The 16,472-nt window shown below is 65.0% G+C and carries 16 protein-coding genes; 4 read left to right on the top strand and 12 right to left on the bottom strand.

Going from position 1 to position 16,472, the window contains the following annotated elements:
- Positions 1-14: 14 nt before the first annotated feature.
- Entirely contained in the window at positions 15-1,298 is a 1,284-nt protein-coding gene (purD, locus tag LVJ94_15325) for a phosphoribosylamine--glycine ligase (protein WXB08603.1), read from the bottom strand.
- A gap of 86 nt (positions 1,299-1,384) precedes the next feature.
- On the opposite strand from purD, the gene LVJ94_15320 reads away from it, so the two are divergent.
- The 4 genes from LVJ94_15320 (at position 1,385) to LVJ94_15305 (ending at position 6,131) form a co-directional block, all read left to right on the top strand.
- The gene (locus tag LVJ94_15320) at positions 1,385-2,083 is read left to right on the top strand and encodes a hypothetical protein (protein ID WXB08602.1); all 699 of its coding nucleotides are present in this window, start codon (positions 1,385-1,387) and stop codon (positions 2,081-2,083) included.
- 98 nt (positions 2,084-2,181) lie between these two features.
- Positions 2,182-3,891, top strand: a complete 1,710-nt coding sequence (locus tag LVJ94_15315) for a protein kinase (GenBank protein ID WXB08601.1) — start codon at positions 2,182-2,184, stop codon at positions 3,889-3,891.
- 19 nt (positions 3,892-3,910) lie between these two features.
- Positions 3,911-4,894, top strand: a complete 984-nt coding sequence (locus LVJ94_15310) for a hypothetical protein (GenBank protein WXB08600.1) — start codon at positions 3,911-3,913, stop codon at positions 4,892-4,894.
- Positions 4,895-5,126: 232 nt separating this feature from the next.
- On the top strand, positions 5,127-6,131 hold the full coding sequence (locus tag LVJ94_15305; GenBank protein ID WXB08599.1) for an alpha/beta fold hydrolase: 1,005 nt from the start codon (positions 5,127-5,129) through the stop codon (positions 6,129-6,131).
- A gap of 151 nt (positions 6,132-6,282) precedes the next feature.
- On the opposite strand, the gene LVJ94_15300 is transcribed toward LVJ94_15305, so the two are convergent.
- The 11 genes from LVJ94_15300 to LVJ94_15250 form a co-directional block, all read right to left on the bottom strand.
- Entirely contained in the window at positions 6,283-7,116 is an 834-nt protein-coding gene (locus LVJ94_15300; GenBank protein WXB08598.1) for a BtpA/SgcQ family protein, read from the bottom strand.
- Entirely contained in the window at positions 7,113-8,267 is a 1,155-nt protein-coding gene (gspN, locus tag LVJ94_15295; GenBank protein ID WXB08597.1) for a type II secretion system protein GspN, read from the bottom strand. Before gspN ends, LVJ94_15300 begins: the two co-directional genes overlap by 4 nt.
- Positions 8,264-8,851 carry a hypothetical protein gene (locus LVJ94_15290; GenBank protein WXB08596.1) on the bottom strand — a complete coding sequence of 196 codons (588 nt, stop codon included), beginning with the start codon at positions 8,849-8,851 and terminating at the stop codon, positions 8,264-8,266. Before LVJ94_15290 ends, gspN begins: the two co-directional genes overlap by 4 nt.
- Positions 8,851-10,482 (bottom strand): pilus assembly protein PilM, encoded by a 1,632-nt coding sequence (pilM, locus tag LVJ94_15285; GenBank protein ID WXB08595.1) that lies wholly within the window; start codon positions 10,480-10,482, stop codon positions 8,851-8,853. Before pilM ends, LVJ94_15290 begins: the two co-directional genes overlap by 1 nt.
- Before the next feature lie 21 nt (positions 10,483-10,503).
- Positions 10,504-11,907: a type II secretion system protein GspK gene (locus tag LVJ94_15280; GenBank protein ID WXB08594.1), complete on the bottom strand. Its 1,404-nt coding sequence runs from the start codon at positions 11,905-11,907 to the stop codon at positions 10,504-10,506.
- Positions 11,904-12,593 (bottom strand): prepilin-type N-terminal cleavage/methylation domain-containing protein, encoded by a 690-nt coding sequence (locus LVJ94_15275; GenBank protein WXB08593.1) that lies wholly within the window; start codon positions 12,591-12,593, stop codon positions 11,904-11,906. The genes LVJ94_15280 and LVJ94_15275 overlap by 4 nt, the downstream gene beginning before the upstream one ends.
- Positions 12,590-13,333, bottom strand: a complete 744-nt coding sequence (locus tag LVJ94_15270; protein ID WXB08592.1) for a type II secretion system GspH family protein — start codon at positions 13,331-13,333, stop codon at positions 12,590-12,592. Before LVJ94_15270 ends, LVJ94_15275 begins: the two co-directional genes overlap by 4 nt.
- Entirely contained in the window at positions 13,330-14,010 is a 681-nt protein-coding gene (locus LVJ94_15265) for a prepilin-type cleavage/methylation domain-containing protein (protein ID WXB08591.1), read from the bottom strand. The genes LVJ94_15270 and LVJ94_15265 overlap by 4 nt, the downstream gene beginning before the upstream one ends.
- 90 nt (positions 14,011-14,100) lie before the next feature.
- A complete protein-coding gene (locus LVJ94_15260) occupies positions 14,101-14,532 on the bottom strand; it encodes a type II secretion system GspH family protein (protein WXB08590.1) in 432 nt (143 codons plus the stop codon).
- A 64-nt stretch (positions 14,533-14,596) separates the two neighbouring features.
- A complete protein-coding gene (locus LVJ94_15255; protein ID WXB08589.1) occupies positions 14,597-15,004 on the bottom strand; it encodes a type II secretion system protein GspG in 408 nt (135 codons plus the stop codon).
- A 33-nt stretch (positions 15,005-15,037) separates the two neighbouring features.
- A complete protein-coding gene (locus LVJ94_15250; protein ID WXB08588.1) occupies positions 15,038-16,471 on the bottom strand; it encodes a type II secretion system F family protein in 1,434 nt (477 codons plus the stop codon).
- Position 16,472 lies beyond the last annotated feature (1 nt).

Below are 16,472 nucleotides of genomic sequence, written 5' to 3'. Positions count from 1 at the left end.
GGATGGTGAACGCGTTATCTCTTTTCCAAGGCGCGGCTTCCGATGTCGCGCCTGTGGTGCTCGCCGGGCCAGCTTATGGCGTCGACCTGGGCATACGCTCGGGAGGCCGCTTCCTCCAAGGTGGCGCCGCGCCCGACGACGTTGAGAACCCTTCCGCCCGCGGTGACGATGGCGCCATCTTCGCGCCGCGTCGTTCCGGCGTGAAGCACGTGAACGTGCGGATTTTCCGGCGCTTTCTCGGCGCCCGTGATGACGTCGCCGGTGCGCACCTTGGCGGGATAGCCCTCGGCGGCCATGACGACGGAGAGTGCCACGCCCTCGGACTCGAGTTGCGTGGGGGGAAATTGGCCGTGCGCAGCACCCTCGAGCAAGCCGAGCCAGCCGCCTCCACTGAAGCTGCAAAGCGCCGTTAAGACACCGGTCTCGGGATCGCCGAAGCGAACGTTGAACTCGAGGACGCGCGGCACGCCGGCCTCGATCATGAGGCCTACGAAGAGTACGCCTCGGAACGGCGTCCCCTCGGCTTTGAGGCCGGCCAAGGTCGGCTCGACGACGGTGCGCATCACGCGCGCGTGAACCTCGGGCGTGACGATGGGTGCGGGTGCGTAGGCCCCCATGCCGCCCGTGTTCGGGCCACTGTCGCCATCGCCCACGCGCTTGTGATCCTGCGCCGCGGGAAGCGGCACCGCGCGCTCGCCGTCGCAGATGACGTGGAAACTCGCTTCCTCGCCGGGCAAAAGCTCCTCGATGATCACCGTCTTGCCGGCGTCGCCGAAGGCGTGGTCGCGCATCATCTGCCGGACGGCCAGAAGTGCTTGCTCGGGGGTGGTCGCTACAGTGACCCCCTTGCCGGCGGCCAGACCATCGGCCTTGACCACCAGTGGGCGCGCCGCCGCACGCACATAGGCTTCGGCGGCATCGACGTCGTCGAAGATCGCGAAGTCGGCGGTGGGGATGGAGTGGCGCTTCAAGAAGCGCTTCATGAAGGCCTTGGAGCCCTCCAACTGGGCGGCCACTTTGGAAGGGCCGAAGGCGGGGATGCCCTTTTCCGCGAGGGCGTCGACCAAGCCGAGGGTCAACGGAAGCTCCGGCCCGACGACCACCAGCGAGATGCGTTCGCGCTCGGCGGCGGCGACGAGCCCCGGGATGTCGTCCACTGCTACAGAAACATTGCGAAACGACAGGCCCGTGCCGGCGTTGCCCGGCGCACAGAGGACCTCGCACTCGGGCGAAGAAAGAACCCGTGCCAATGCGTGTTCCCTCGCACCGGACCCGACGACCAACACACGCTTGTCCATGACGGCGCGGGAGCGTACAGGAAAAAAATCCTTAATGGGCCCCTCGCATCCTTGGCGCCGCCATCGTTTCTCTCTATTCTGAGCTCGTGGCCGCCGAGGTTCGACAGCCGGTCGCCATTCGCGTCACGCGTCCGTACTCGAACGAGGACGAGTTCCTCGATCACGAGCTCGACACGCTGACTCGGACGAGCGTCACCTTGATCGGCGCGCAATCGCGCCCGCAAGGGGTCATTCTGCGCTTCGAGGTCACGCTCGCCAACGGCACGCCGCTGATGCGCGGCGAGGGGCGCGTGATTGCCTACAAGCCCGCCACGGATCCGGAAGCGGGCGTCCCGCTCAAGCACCTGTCGGGGCTGACCTTGCGGTTTACGCGCCTCGACAAGAAGACGAAGGCGCTCGTCGACCGCGCCGCGCTGATCCGTGAGGACCGGGCTCGTGCCGCCCTCCGCGACTCCATGTCGGAAAGCGAGCTTCCGCCGCCGCCTCAAGACCATCCCGGGATGGTGGAATCCGTGAGCGCGGCTCCGCCGGACCCCACGCCGGTGCCTCCTCCTTCATTGGAGGTTGTCGCGGAGGCCGCGGCGGTGGAGGAGCCCGAGCAAGACGTGCCCGTCCCGTCTGCACCTGCGGCCATGCCTTCGGCACCGATGCCCCCGATGTCGCCCGCGCCGCCGATGCCACGCGATCGCGATTCGCTATTGCTTCGGCTACGCGAGCGCGCGCGGGCACTAGCCCCAGAAACCGTCGCGGCGATTCTGCACTCGCACACATCTACCCAAGAGTGACCCGGGGTGAGTCACACGCCCCCGTGTGCCTCCAATTCCACTAAGGACGAGGTCGTACGAAGCTTGCTCGACGCGGGCTTTCACGCGATACGTAGAACGTGAGCCTGAGCGGGGAGCGGTCACACCTCGAGCCCGGCTATCGTCTGGATCGCTACGAGCTTCTCTGTCCCATTGCACATGGTGGCATGGCATCGGTGTGGCTTGCGCGTCTTCACGGCAAGCACGGCTTCGAAAAGTTGGTCGCCGTCAAAACGATTCTGCCGCAATACGCAAGCGACCCCCGATTCGAGCGTATGTTCCTCGACGAGGCACGCATCGCCGCTGGGATCGAACACGCCAACGTGGCGCAGATCCTCGATCTCGGGGAGCAGCACGAGGTGCTCTACCTGGTGATGGAGTGGATCGATGGCGATTCGCTGTCGAAACTTCACCGTGCGGTGCGAAAGCGCGACGTGGCCATCCCGATGGGCGTGGTGTTGCGCATCGTGGCGGACATCGCAGCCGGGCTGCACGCTGCGCACGAGCTGCGCGACCCAGCCGGCGAGAACCTCGGCGTCGTGCACCGCGATGTGTCGCCGCAGAACATCTTGGTCAGCGTCAGCGGCGCGGCGAAGCTCATCGACTTCGGCATCGCCAAGGCGCGCGATCGCGTGTCGGGGGATACGAGCGCCGGGCTTCTGAAAGGCAAGATCCAGTACATGCCGCCGGAGCAAGCCGTCGGCAAATCGGTCGATCGGCGCTCCGACGTGTGGGCGCTGGGCGCGGTGATGTACTACCTGCTGACGGGCATCCCGCCTTACGACGCCGCCAACCAGCTGGCGACCTTGCATCTGCTCACGAGCGGCGAGCCGCCGCCGCCCCTGCCCGACCCGTTTCCACCCGAGGTGGACGCACTCTGTCGCAAGGCCATGGCGCACGATCCCGACGAGCGGATCCAGACCGCCGCGGAACTGCAGCGCGCGATCGAGTCGCTGATGATCTCGGCGGGCTGTCACACGACGACGGGGGACGTCGCCGCCTTCGTGAACGAGCACCTCGGCGAGCGCGCGGAGGCTCGACGCAAGGCCGTGGAGCTAGCCTTGGCCGCCAGCGCCGAGCGCAAGCGCGTGCAAGCCCTGCTCACGCCGGAGACGGTGGAGGGCGATTCGAGCGATAGCGCGCGCTCTTCGTCACCGCAGCGCGCCTCGCAGCCCATGTCGCCGAGCGGTCCGCCCAGTGCGCGAAGTGCCACGACGAGCGGTCCCGTCTCGGCGACGGCGCCCGCGGTCCCGAGCCAGCGACTCGAAGAGGCGGCCGAGGGGAGCCTCGAGGGGGAAAGCGTCGAAGAGTCGGACGATCCGGAGGAGCCGATTTCGCAGGTCAGCTCGGGGACCTTGCGTTCGGCCGTCATTCCGTTCCCCGGAAGCGTTCCGCCGTCGTCGTCTCCGACGGGGCCCCAGCCCGTCGGGGGACTGGGGCGCAAGCAGCAGCTTTGGGCCGTGGGCCTCGGTGTGCTGGGCGCCGCCGCGTTCATCATCGTGGTCGCGCTGGCCTCGTCCCTGTTTCGCGGGCGCACGCCGCAGGCCGAGGCGACGAAGGCGCCGACGCCACGTGCGGTCGCGCCCGAGCCGGGCCTCACCATCGCGGAACAGGCACCGTCCTTGGTGCCCGCGCCCGAAGAGAGCCCTGTCACCACCGATGCAGCCCCACCGGCGAAGGACACGAAAGACGCACCGGCGGTGAGCGCCCCGCGGCCCATCAAGCCCGCGAGCAGCGCATCGAGTGGCAAGGCGAACACCCGCCCGGGTCAAAAGGACTATGGCTTCTAAGGCTTACGCAGTACGGCTCGTGGCGTTCACTCTTTCGCTGGCCACGGCCGGAGCCGTGCACGCGCAGCCCACCGCCGCGGAGAAAGACATGGCGCGCACCCTCATGGGCGAGGGCGAAGCGCAGCGCGATCGCGGAGATCTCGAGGCGGCGCTCAAGAGCTTTCAGGCGGCCGATGCGATCATGCACGTGCCCACGACGAGCCTCGAGGTGGCCAAAACGCAGACGGCACTGGGAAGGTTCCTGGAGGCGCAGGAGATGGTCGCGGCGGTGCTGCACTATCCCGTGAAGCGCAACGAGCCGCGCCCTTTCACCATTGCCCGCGAGAACGCCAAGGCGCTGCAGGACGATCTGGATCGGCGCACGCCGACGATTCTGATTCACGTCGCGCAGATGGGACGCACTGCAGATTTTCCGGCAACGCTGACCTTCGACGGCACGGCGATTTCGGAGCCTGCCCCGGGCACGGGGCGCAAGGTCAATCCGGGGCATCACGTGATTGCCGCGCAGGCCGGCGATCTCTCGACGCGTGTGGAGATCGACATCGTCGAGCGGGAAACGCGCAATGTGACGTTGAGGCTTGGTACGCCCGAGCCGGCGGCGTCGCCCGTGGCCGAAGGAGCATCGGTCGTGCCGCCGCCGCCCGGGAAAGAGCCGAGCAAGCCGAACTACCTCGCGTACACCGGTTTTGGCGTCGGTGCTGCGGGCGTCGCCGTTGGGGCGATCACCGGCATCGTGGTTCTCGCCAATGCGGGCGATTTGCGCGACTCGTGCAACAAGCCGCCGGGCAACACGTGCACCGGCGACGATGTGGACAAGCTGTCGTCGACCAAGACGTGGGCCACGGTTTCGACGGTCTCGTTCATCGTCGGCGGCGCCGGACTCGCCGTGGGGACCTTGGCCCTCGTTTTCGGGAAGTCGCCCTCGACGTCGACCCGCGCCGCGACACCTCGCGTCGAGCCATGGTTCGGCGTTGCCAGCGCAGGCGTAAGCGGCCAATTCTGACAACGCGATTGGTCATTGCCGCGTCATTGTCCAATGACGCAATTGGTCATTGCTGCGTCATTGTCCTTCGATAGTGCAATTTGCCATTCGACGGCGGTGGGAAGTGGTTTTTCCTCCCACAAATCGTCGAGCTCGGCGCGAAGGTGTCGTTGATAAAGAATGAGTCCTCATTCAGCATCCGCGACCTCGCCCATTGCTGCACACGCTGCCCCTTAATCGGAGGTGAGCCGCTATGTCCGTTCTTTCGTTCGTCCGTGCGCTTTCGGTCCTCGGTTTGACGACGACGATGCTCGCCTGTGCGGCCGATGGCCGTGGAGACGACGGTACCAGCACCGAAGATGCGGTATCGAATCCGCGCTACCCCATCGTGCTCGTTCACGGAATGGGCGGGTTCGATCGGCTCAAGAATCTGCCGCTCGACGTCGTCTACTTCAATGGCGTGAAAGACGATCTGGCGAGGCACGGTGAGTCGCAGGTGTTCGCCACCATTTCGCCGCCGTACGACACGAGCGAGGTGCGCGCGCAGTACGTGGCCGATCAAATCGACGGCATTTTGGCCAAGACGGGTGCCAAGAAGGTCAACATCATTGGGCATAGCCAAGGCGGGCTCGATGCGCGGGTGCTCGTGAGCCCGCAGGGCCTCGATTATGGCAACAAGGTGGCTTCCATCACGACGATTGCCACGCCGCACCGCGGAAGCAAAGTGGCCGATTTGGTCATGGGCCTCGTCGACAATGTGCCGGCGGACGTCTTCGACGCCGTGAGCGGCGCCATTCTGACGCTGCTGCAGGTCTCGGTGTACGAACTTCAAACCGATCCGCACATTCGTGCGCAGCTCACCGAGCTCAGTGAAGACTACATGACCAACGTCTTCAATCCGAAGTACAAGAACGCGCCGGGCGTGCGCTACTCGAGCTACGGCGGCCGCACCAATCTGCAAGTGGGTCTATCCGATTGCAGCAATTCGACGTACGGGAACGACGTATGGCACGTCGACGCAGTGCCCATCGTGCTGTTCCCGACCACCGTGTACCTTCAAGGATGGAACGTGAAGTCCAACGACGGCCTGGTCACCGTGGACAGCGCGCGTTGGGGCGAGTTCCTCCAATGCGTCCCCGCGGACCATCTCCGCGAGGTCGGCCAATTCGCCGTCAACGGCCCGGACAAGCTCTCCAAATTCGACCACCTAGCCTTCTTCCGCACCGTCGTCTCCCGCATCCGCGACGCAGGGCTCTAAGAAGAGAGAATTCACAGGAAGACGGGAAGACGGGAAGGTTTTTTGTTGGTTCGAAGAACGAACCAATCCCAGAAAACCCAAAATCCTCTGACCTTCCCGCCTTCCCGCCTTCATGTAAAATCCCTAGCCGTTCACGCGACGCGCGAGTGGTTCACGTGGTGGAGTCGCGGGGGAAGAGGGCGCGGAATGACTTGGCGAACGTCGTCGTCGCGGCAATGTCGACGGGGCCGCCGGCGATGCCGTTGGCGCGGAGGGCGCTGCCTACGATGATGCCGTCGCAGTGTTCGACCAGGGCGGGGAGATCTTCGGGGCGCGTGCCGCTGGCCACGTAGAGGGGCACGTTGCGGATGGCGGCGCGCACCAGCGCGATTTGCGTGGGGTCGATCGCCTTGCCGGTGCCCGAGCCGGTGACGAGGATGGCGTCGGCCATGGCGCGGGTCACCAGATCGGAGGCTTCTTCCGCGATGGGGCGCGCGGCGAGTGGCGCGGAGTGCTTCACGTGCACGTCGGCCCAGATGTTCACGGCCTCGGCGGAGATCGCCCGGCGCGTGCGCAAGGTGACCGCGGCATCGCCCTGAATCACGCCTTGGTCGGTGACGCGCGCGCCCGTGTGGACGTTCACGCGGATGCACGTCGCCCCCACGACCGAGGCGATGGCCAGCGCGGCGTCGGCGTCGTTGCGCAGCACGTTGATGCCAAGGGGCAAGTTGGGAAGGGCCGCGCGCACGGCGGCAGCGCACGCGGTCATCGCGGCGACCGTCACCGCGGGCACTTTGTCGCGATGAAACGGCGTGTCGCCGAAGTTCTCCAAGATGGCCAGGTGAAAGCCGGCGCCCTCGAGCACGCGCGCATCTTCCACCGTGCGCTCCACGATGGCCTTCATCGGCAGCGAGGCAAGCGGGCTGCCGGGCAACGGCGGCAGGTGAATCACCCCCACGAGGCGCGCAAACACGGCCATCGACGGCGGCATGTTGGAGACGCTCACGGCACCACCCCCTTGCTGCCGCTCCCCGAGGCCCCACCGCTCGACGGGGCCGAGCCCCCTCCCCCACGCGGTTCGAAGTCCGGACGTCCGAGCTGCCCGCGCACGTGGAACGCATAGAATCCGTCCGAGGTCTTGGCCTGTTTGACCTTGGGATCCATCTCGATGAGGGCCCCCGAGCTCGAACCCGGAGGTCCGAAAAGGCTCTTGGCCATATCGTTCTTGCCGCGGAAGCCGTCCGATATTTTGAACTTCACATTGAGGTCGCAAATGCTCTCGGTGGCCATTTCCCGCATTTGAACACGTCCGTCGCCGCTAAGGTCGACATCTTTGCCCGAGGCGACGAATTTCGTGACCCGGAGGATGCCCTCCTTCGCCTCCGCCACGAACGACAGATCGCCCACGGCCACCTTCGGTGGGGTGATGGGCAGCATGCCCGCTTTGATCTTGGCCACACCATCGGCCACGCTCACGTCGGTCGCGGAAAGATTCACGCTTCCGCTGCCCTTGGCGGCTTTGCCCTCGGGCATGAACAGATCGACCTTGCCGGTGAGCTTTCCTTCGACGGGAAGCCCCAACGCCGCCGCCAGAGGCTCGATGGCTTTGAGGTCGACGCTCGAAATCTCCACGTTGACGTGCCGATCTTTGCCGGCCTCCTCGAAGACGCCGTCCACCTCACCGCTGAACGCATCCAAATGGAACGAGACGTTTCGATGGCCGATGATCAGCGGCAGCACGGAAATGCGGGCCTTGGCCTCGTCGATCTTCAACTCCACGGGGGGCTTTCCCGGCTCGCTCGCCAAGCTGAGAAGCCGAACGCCCTTCATTTTGACGCCGGTGACGAAGCTCGAGGTCATCTCGTCGATGTGCAGTTCCTGCTGGCCGGCACCGGGCTTCTGGCTCGCATTGAACGAGGCGACGAGTTTGTCTTTGAGCTTGTCGTAGGGGAACGTCACCGACGCGAAGACCAAAAGGCACGTGAGGTAGAAAAGCGGAATTCCAATGCGCGGTGTCCACTTTTGGAATCGTTCTTTCCACTCGTCCTTGAGCAGCGCCGGAGGAATGAAGGTGGAAATGCGCTGGCGGAATGTGGCTTTGCCCGCAGACTTGGTGGGGCTCGTCTCGCCCGACGTACCGGAGTTGAATGCGCTCACGGCTTCTCCTCCTTTTCCTTTTCTTTTTCCTTCTTCGGCGGCGGCGCATTTCGGTCGAAGGCCGAGACGCCCAGCTCCATGTCGTAGGAATCCGGCTCGGACACGCGCTTACGGAGTTGGAGGCGCGAAATCAAAATGGGATGGCCGCTCTTCTCGATGCTCTCGAGGAATTTGGCAATGGCGTACATGCCGGCCTTCTTGATGTGAACGACCGTATTGCGCTCGGTGTACTTCTTCGCCGCCCCGATGGGGACCTCGGGCCGGTCCACCGAGTCGGAAAGGTCGATCTTTTGCGCGCGGGCCTGCTGCTCGAGGAAGCCCGCGAGCGGCGGCGCTTTGCTGGCGTAACGGCTGGTCACCGCGTCCTTCTTGGCCTGCCGATCGCGCAGTTGGCCTCGTGCGGCCTGGACGGCATCGAGTGCCGTGCGCGTGTCGGCAACCTCCGAGCGGCGGCCCATGATCGTCGTCTGCACGAACACGGGAATGCCGACGATCACGAGCACCACGACGATGATGCCCAAGATGCCGACGAGCCTGCGCTCGCGCGGATTCAAATTGAGTCGATCGAGAAGGGGGCGAGCCATCACTTACCTCCACTCGCCGAGCTGGCGGCCGACGCGCTGGCGGACGCCTGGGCCCCCGGCTTTTTCCCACCGCCCTTTTGATCTTCGGGGCATTTCAAATCGAACTCGAGGACGTATTTCTTCCGCTCCTCTTTGCCAATGGCCTGGTCGATGCGCTTGATCTGCACATCGGAGAAACATGGCTCACTGCGCAGGGAGGTGGCGATCGACTGCGCGTCGTTGCTGGAGCCGACGAGGCCGTGGATGCTCACGTGGCCTTTGGTGAGATCGAGATCCTCGATGTCGTGGGTCATCGAGCTGGGGATGGCCTCGGACAGGCGCACCATGACGTCGAAGGCGTCGGCGTGGGGCATGGGATCGTCTTCGCCGCCGGTCTGCTGCGCGAGCAATTCGTTCGCGCGTTCGGCGCTGCTGGTTTCTTCGCCCAGGACTTCTTTGGTGACCGACGCGAGCGCGGCCTCCACGGTGTCTTTCTCTTTTCCGAGTGCGTAAAGCTGCATGGCCGCGGAGAAGAAAAAGCTCACGACGATGACCGCCCCGAGGCCGGCCAACACGGGCACGCGCTCGCGCAGCCAGCCGAAGCCGCGCTCGTAGGCGAGCGGCCCTTTGCGCAGGTCGAGCCCGAGCGGGCGCGAACCCAAGCCGAGGGCCAGGCCCAGTGCCTTGGCGTAGCGCGCGAGTTGGCGCAGCTGATCGGGCTGCGGCACCTCGTATTCCATGGGCGGCGGCGGCAGCGCGGTGACCTCGGTCTCGAGCTCGTTCGAGAGGAACGACTCGGCGCCGGAGACGAAAGCGCCTCCGCCGCAGAGGAACACGCGAACGGCCGGATCGCCGCCGGTGGCGCGGTACGCCGCCAAGGTGATGCGGATCTCGCGTGCGAGCTTGGGCGCCGTTTCGGGAAGGCCCGAGGTGCCTTGCGACACGGTGCGCGTGAAGACCGGTTCGCCATTGCGGAAGATGAGGATGTCGCTCGTGTCGGTGCCCAGATCGATGGCCACGATGGGGCCGGGCTCTGCGAGCGCCGGCAAGACGGCGACCCAATTGGCCAACGGCAGCATGCCGACGCCGACCCGCTCCGGCTCGACGCCGAGCGCTTGCTTGACGGTGTCGATGCGGGCCTGCACGTCCGAAATGCGCGCCACCGAGGCGAGGACCGGAAGCGAGGCAGGGTCCGCCCCGGGCAAGGAACGCAGCCCGGAGAGGATGCGGTAGTCGAAGACGGAGCCCTCGAGCTCGAAGGGAACCTGCGCCTCCAACTCGAACGGGAGCACCTCCGCGAGCTGCTTCTGCGCGCTGGCCGGGATGGGCAACACGCGGGACATGGCCTTCACCCCATCGATGGCCACCGCCACGCCGTCCCCAGTGCCCGGCTTGCCCGAAAGCGCGATGCTCACCGCATCGCGAATGGCACGGGACACCGCCTCCTGGGCAACCTGGTCCGGCGACGGTGCTTCCGGCGCGGCCGGGGGCTCCCCTGGGAGAGCCGGTGCGCCGAGGAACTGACTATCGCGCACCTCCGCCACGATGTCGGCGCTTCCCAAGCCGATGACCGCCGTCTTGCGGTAGCTCGATCGGAGCGCGGCCACCTTGACGGCGCTTTTTCCGATATCGATTCCGAGCCAAATGGGCATGAACGTAGAGCTCCTCGTTGATTATTCGATTCGAAAGTAAACGACTTGTCCACCGCTGCTCGGCTGGGTGGCGGGATTGTTGGTCCCGGTCTGGGATCCGGATCCGGTGGACGGGGTTTGGCCCGGCGGCGTGGTTTGCGGCTGCTGCCCGGTGTTCGGTTGCTGGCCCGTTGCGGTCAGCTGCGGTGCACTGCGGAAATCGACCACGGCGTGGATCGAGGTTCGCGTTTCGCGCTTGTACCCCTTGATAACGCCGACGGTGTAGATCGAGAACACTTTGCTCTCGGTGGAAATGCTCTTTCCGAATTCGGCGTCCGATTGGAACTTGACCGGCTTCATGCCCATCGTGGTCAGAAGCGGGCCCATTTGACCTTGCCCCTTCATGGTGTTGATGAAGTCGTTCGCGTTGCCGAACATGGGTGCGCCCATGGTGAGGCCGCGCGCCATGGTCACGCCGGTGAGGAACGTGGCCGCCTGCATCGGGTCCGTGCAGACGGGCGTATCGAGCTGCGCCCCCGAGCACACGATGGCCAGGAGGGTCTGCGCATTGGCGGTGTTGACGTTCACCGCGCCCTGCCCCCACACGGTCATGATGCGTTTCTTCGGATTGTCCGGCTCGGGGTCGATGAAGGTCGCCCAAAAGTCCTCGCCCACACCGCGGACCATGCGCAACTCGTCGAGCGAATCGTAAGGCGCATTTTTTCGCCGGTACGGCCTGGTGGGCAATAGCTGATAATACGCGTCCTCGACGCCAGCACTGCGGGCCTGGGCCGTCTGCTGGACGTTGCAATCGAACATACCCTCGTCGAGGTCCGCCCAATCGATGATTGCCGCACATACGGAGAGACGGTCGTGCGTCGCGCCCGACCCGTCCTTCTTTTCGAACATGGGCGAATACTGCAATGGTGCAATGAGGCCCATGATCTCGCGCGCGAGGCGCAGGTGGGCCATGTCGTTGGCCGCACCCAAGTTGACGTTGATCTTGGAGTCTTCGTCGACGATGGAGATTTCGAAGCGGCCACCCGGCATGCCCAGGTTCTTGCCCGCGGAGAGATCGACGCCCACGGATCCGGCGAAGCTGGCCGCGCCCTCCTGATCGTTGAAGGCACCGAGAATGCGATCCGAGAACTCCCACACCGGAAGCTGCGGCGGCGTCTTCTTCATCATCATAAAGAGCGGTGCCACCGCCGTACGCATCGTCGGCTCCGCCGCCAGGAGCAACCGCGAAAGGTTCACGGCGCTGCGGGCCATGTACTCCGCTTGAACGCCGTCGCGATCCGCGAGCGCCGCCGCGAGCTCGGTGCTCGTCTCGTCCTGGAACTCCGCGAGCATGACCGTGAGCACGGCAATGGCACCGAGCACCATGATGAGGGCGATCCCGCGCTCGCGGGTGCGCTGCTTGGCGCGACGACGAGCGCGACTCATCGCGGTATCCCGAACGACAGGGGTTGCTGCATCGGGATCACCACCTTGGTGGCATACGTTTTTTCGACGCCGGGCGGAGGATTGGCCAAGACCAATTTGATGTGCACCTCGAACGGCAGCCGGCCACCCTGCCCCGTTTGGGCTTGGGTCGTATCCCATGCTTCGACCCATTGACTGGTCACCGGGTCGAGGTAGCGAAGTTCGAACGACTCGACGTCCTCGGCCAGCACGTTGATGACGCCGCCCTTCGTCGCATCCAAGTCGATGGGGAATTGCTCGCGCCGCACGAGATCCATTTTCCCGTCTTGATTGGGATCGCGAACGACGAAATATCCTATTTCGGATTGGTCGGATTCTTTGGAATCGGCTTCCGTGCGGCGGTGGGCAAAGGCGGTAAAATCGACGCGGTCATACTGGCTGCTTCCCTTGCCGGAGAAGATCGTTTGCCGCGTCTGCATCGCCAAATTGGTCGGCGTGTGCTGCGAGATGTAGGCGCTCGACAGCTCGCGGGCCATGCGCAAAATGGCCGAACGCCCCTGGCGCGATCGCTCGTTGCGCAGCGCCTCCGCCTTTTTTCCGCGGCTCAGCGAGTCGACGGCGCCGTAGACGAGCAGCGATATCATCGCCAAAATCGCCAATGAGACGAGGATCTCGAGCAGGGTCATACCGCGCGAGGCTCTCCTCATTTGATGACGCCTCCTCCGCCGTCCACGATGGGCTGGGTGCCCGCGTCGAAGCCGAGAGCACCGCCCAAGTTGCCGCGCTGCGGATTGGTCACGTACTGGACCATCAGCAGCTCTTTGTCGGTCGAGCCTTCCTTCCAGCGAACGGTTACCGAGAGCCGGCGAATCGACGCTTCCATCAGCGGCTTGATCGACGGATACACGATGCCCATGGCCATGCTGATCAAGCCATCGGCGCCGCCCACGGAATTGAGCGCACTGCCGAGGCCCGCCATGCCTGCGTCCATGTTGAGGTTCAACCCGGCGCCACCGGCGGGGTTCATCACGAACGGCAGCGAAGCCCCGCCTCCGCCGGAGGAAAGCTGCGAGATGCCCGCCGCAGCATCGCCCACTGCACCGGCGAGACCCGAGCCGCCGTCGCCTCCGCCGAGGGTGTTCGACGGCGGGTTCGGCAGAACGACTTTCTCCACGCGCGTGTCGCACGTGTACATCGTGTCCGTCTCGTCGTTGCAGCACGGCACGAGCGACTCCAGATCGTCGAGCTCGGGGTAGCCCAGTTTGAGGAGCTTTTCCTCCATCTCGGTCATCTTGCAGCGGCCGTATTCCACGGCGTTGGCCATGTTGGCCGCACGGCGCGTGCTGGTGGTCAACCCAGCCTGCGCCGACAGGATGACGCTGAGCGCGAGCCCCAAGATGGCAATGGCCACCATGACTTCGAGGAGGGAAAAGCCGCGCTTGCTCAAAACGCACTATCCTCGCGTTCGGAAGCCTCTTTGTCGTCCGTCGGCAGCTTCAGCGCGACGGGGCCCTTCTCGATGGTGACCTTGCCGGTGAGCGGTGAGACGAGGAGAGTCAGCGTTTGCCCATCCTCTTCCGACTTGCCGACACGCACTTGAATCGAGGCGCGCTCGGTCTGTCCGCCCGACCAGAAATACAGGTACGCACGCCCCTCGGTGCGGGGCTGGTCATCGTGGAACGTCTGGACCTCGCGAAACGTGATGCCGCGCGGGAGCGAGCGCTTGCCCCCCGGCTCTTGCGAGGTCAAATCCGACTTGGGCACCGGGCGAAATTGCGCACGCGGTGCCACGGGGCCTTTGACGATGCGTTCGCCCTCGGCGACGGCGGCCTGCTCGGCGGCCGTCGCGGGCTCGGCGCCGCCGGTGGCGGTGAGGTCCTTCGATTGGACCACCATCGGCCGGCTCGCTTCTTCGAGCCACAAGGTGTTCTCCTCGAAGTCGAACACCAGGCGCACGCTCTTGGAGACCGCGTTGGAACGGGTGTACGCGGTCTTGATGGCGCTGGTGATCAAGCTGCTCGATGCGCGAAGGCGCGCGCTCGACACCTGACCCCCGCCCATGATGATGCCGCCCATGATCAACGCGATGATGACCATCACGATGAGGATCTCCACCAAGGTCATGCCGCGGCGAGCGGCACGACGAAGTCTATTCCCCAGGCCAAGCTTGCGCGGCCGGTCCTGGATGGTGGAGATTGGGCAGCACATGATGCATCACTTCGCGGGGGCTTCCGGCGCCGGCACGCGAATGTCGTCCGCCGTTCCCTCTTTTTTGTCCGGACCCGCGCTCACCACCGTGGTCTCGTCGTCGTCGCACAAGATCTTGAACGGTTGCTCCCACGCGTCGCTCAACTTGGACGACGACTCGAGCTGCTTGTCGCGCTTCAACACTTCGACCGTGGGGCAGTCGCCGCCCCCGGTGGTGCGCCACAATTGGGCGGCCTGGCGCAGGACCTGTGCGCTCTGCCGGGTCGTCTGCTTTTGCGCTTCTGCGAACTTGGGGATCGCGGTCATGGCGACGCCGCCCGCAATGAGGCCGATGATCGCGAGCACGATCAGGATCTCGATGAGCGTCACGCCACGCTCACGCGATGCTCGGCCCGCGCGACGGCTGTGACGGATAATCTGGGACCATGACAATTTCATCGAACGCACTCCTTGGATTGAAAAACCCGTGAAGCCGAGAAGTTACTCCTCGGTTCCCCTCGAATTACTCCACCCGATCGAGCCCTCCTGGCAACCCGTCGGGACCGTCACTCGACACTTCGAAGCTTGCTGCATCGCGACGGCCGGGGCACGTCAGCCGCAGGGGCCGACCCCAGGCGTCGATGGGAACGTCGCGCGTATAGCCGCCCGCGACCAAATCCGACAGTGAGGCCGGACATTTCCCACCATGGTCCGCCCGGTACGCGGTGACCGCGCGCGTGGTCGTCGTCAGCGTGGCGCGTGTGGCCCGCAGTGATGCAGCGTGCTCCTCTCTGCTCCACACCAGGACGACGAAGGCGATGACCGCAACGACGGAGAGCAACAAACGGCCGCGGGCCCGCCCGACCACACCGAGCAGACCCCTCTTTTTTTCCCAGGGGAAGAAGACCGTCGATTCTCTACGCCGCGCCATTGCAACACTCACCCGTCCTTGACTCCCTCTCCTTTACTGCACGAAGTCGTTCATCTGAATCAGTGGCATCAAAATCGAGAAGGCGATGAACCCGACGCCACCGCCCATGAAGACGATGATGAGCGGCTCGAGCAAGCTGGTCATCGCCTGCACGCGCGTGTCGACCTGCGTATCGTAGGCGCGGGCCACATTTTCCAGCATCTGCTCGAGCTGGCCGCTCTTTTCGCCGATCGCGATCATGTGGGTCACGATGGGAGGGAACTCGCGGCTGCGCTTCAACGGAGCCGCAATCGACTCGCCCTCGCGGATGGATCCCGTGGCCTCTTCGATGACTTTTTCGAGGCGCGCATTGCCGAGCACGTTGCGCACGATGTTCATGGCCTTGAGCAGCGGCACGCCGCTCTGGAGCAAGGTGGCGAGGGTGCGGGAGAAGCGCGCCACCGCGAGCATGCGGAAGAGCGGGCCGAAGATGGGCAGCTTCAGGAGAAACGAGTCCTTCCACACCTTGCCGACCGGCGTGGCGATGTACTTGAGCAGGCGCGAGACCACGAGGCCCACGACGAAGCCCAAGGTGAGGCCGATGATCAAGGACACCACCGAGTCGACGTAAAAGAAGAGCAGCAGGATGAAGATGCCGAGGCCCATGGCCACGAACGCCGCCACCCCGAGCGATTTCTTCGCCGCGCGCGCCGCCGGCTTGTCCTTCTCGTCCGTCTGCGGGCCGCTCGACGCCTTGCGGAGCGCGATCATCATGAAGAGCATCATGAGAAAGCCCACCATCTCGTTCGATTTGAGGGCGTTCGACACCATGATGAGCAGCGACGTGTACCAGGGCAGTGCGCGGTCGAGGCTGGCGAAGATGCTCGTGATCTTCGGCACGACAGCCACCATCATGACGGCGATGAGCACCGTGCCGATGATGAGCATGAGGATCGGGTACGCGAGCGCAGCGCTCACCTTGGAGCGAAGCCTGGCCTGACCCTCCATGAAGTCCGACAGGCGCTCGAGCACGGTCTCGAGGGTGCCCGAGGCCTCGCCGGCGGCGACCATGTTCACGTAGAGCGGGGGGAAAATCTTGGGGTGCGGCTCCAGCGCTTTCGCCAGCGAAATACCTTCGTTCAAGCGATCGCGCACCGTGGTGAGGACGCGCTTCAACTCCAGCTTTTCCACTTGATCGGTGAGCGCGGCGACGGCCTCCACCAGCGGAATGCCGGCCATGACCAACGTCGCCAGCTGGCGGGTCATCATGGCCACGTCGGTGATGCTGACGCGGCGGAAGAAGGCGAAGAGGTCGAGCTTGCCCTTTCGCCCCTCGGCCTGCGCGGACGATTCCTCGTGCGCGCTGGTGAGGAGGATGCCCTCGCGCTTGAGCAACCCGCGAAGCACCTTGGCATTGTCGGCGTCACGCACGCCGTGCACTTGTTTGCCGGATGCGACCAGCAGTCCCCGGTACTCGAAAACCGCCATG

The organism is Sorangiineae bacterium MSr11367 (genome assembly GCA_037157805.1).
Classification (GTDB): Bacteria; Myxococcota_A; Polyangia; order Polyangiales; family Polyangiaceae; genus Pendulispora; species Pendulispora rubella.
Note: the sequence above shows the minus strand (reverse complement) of the source record. Positions and strands in the feature narration are given on the sequence as shown.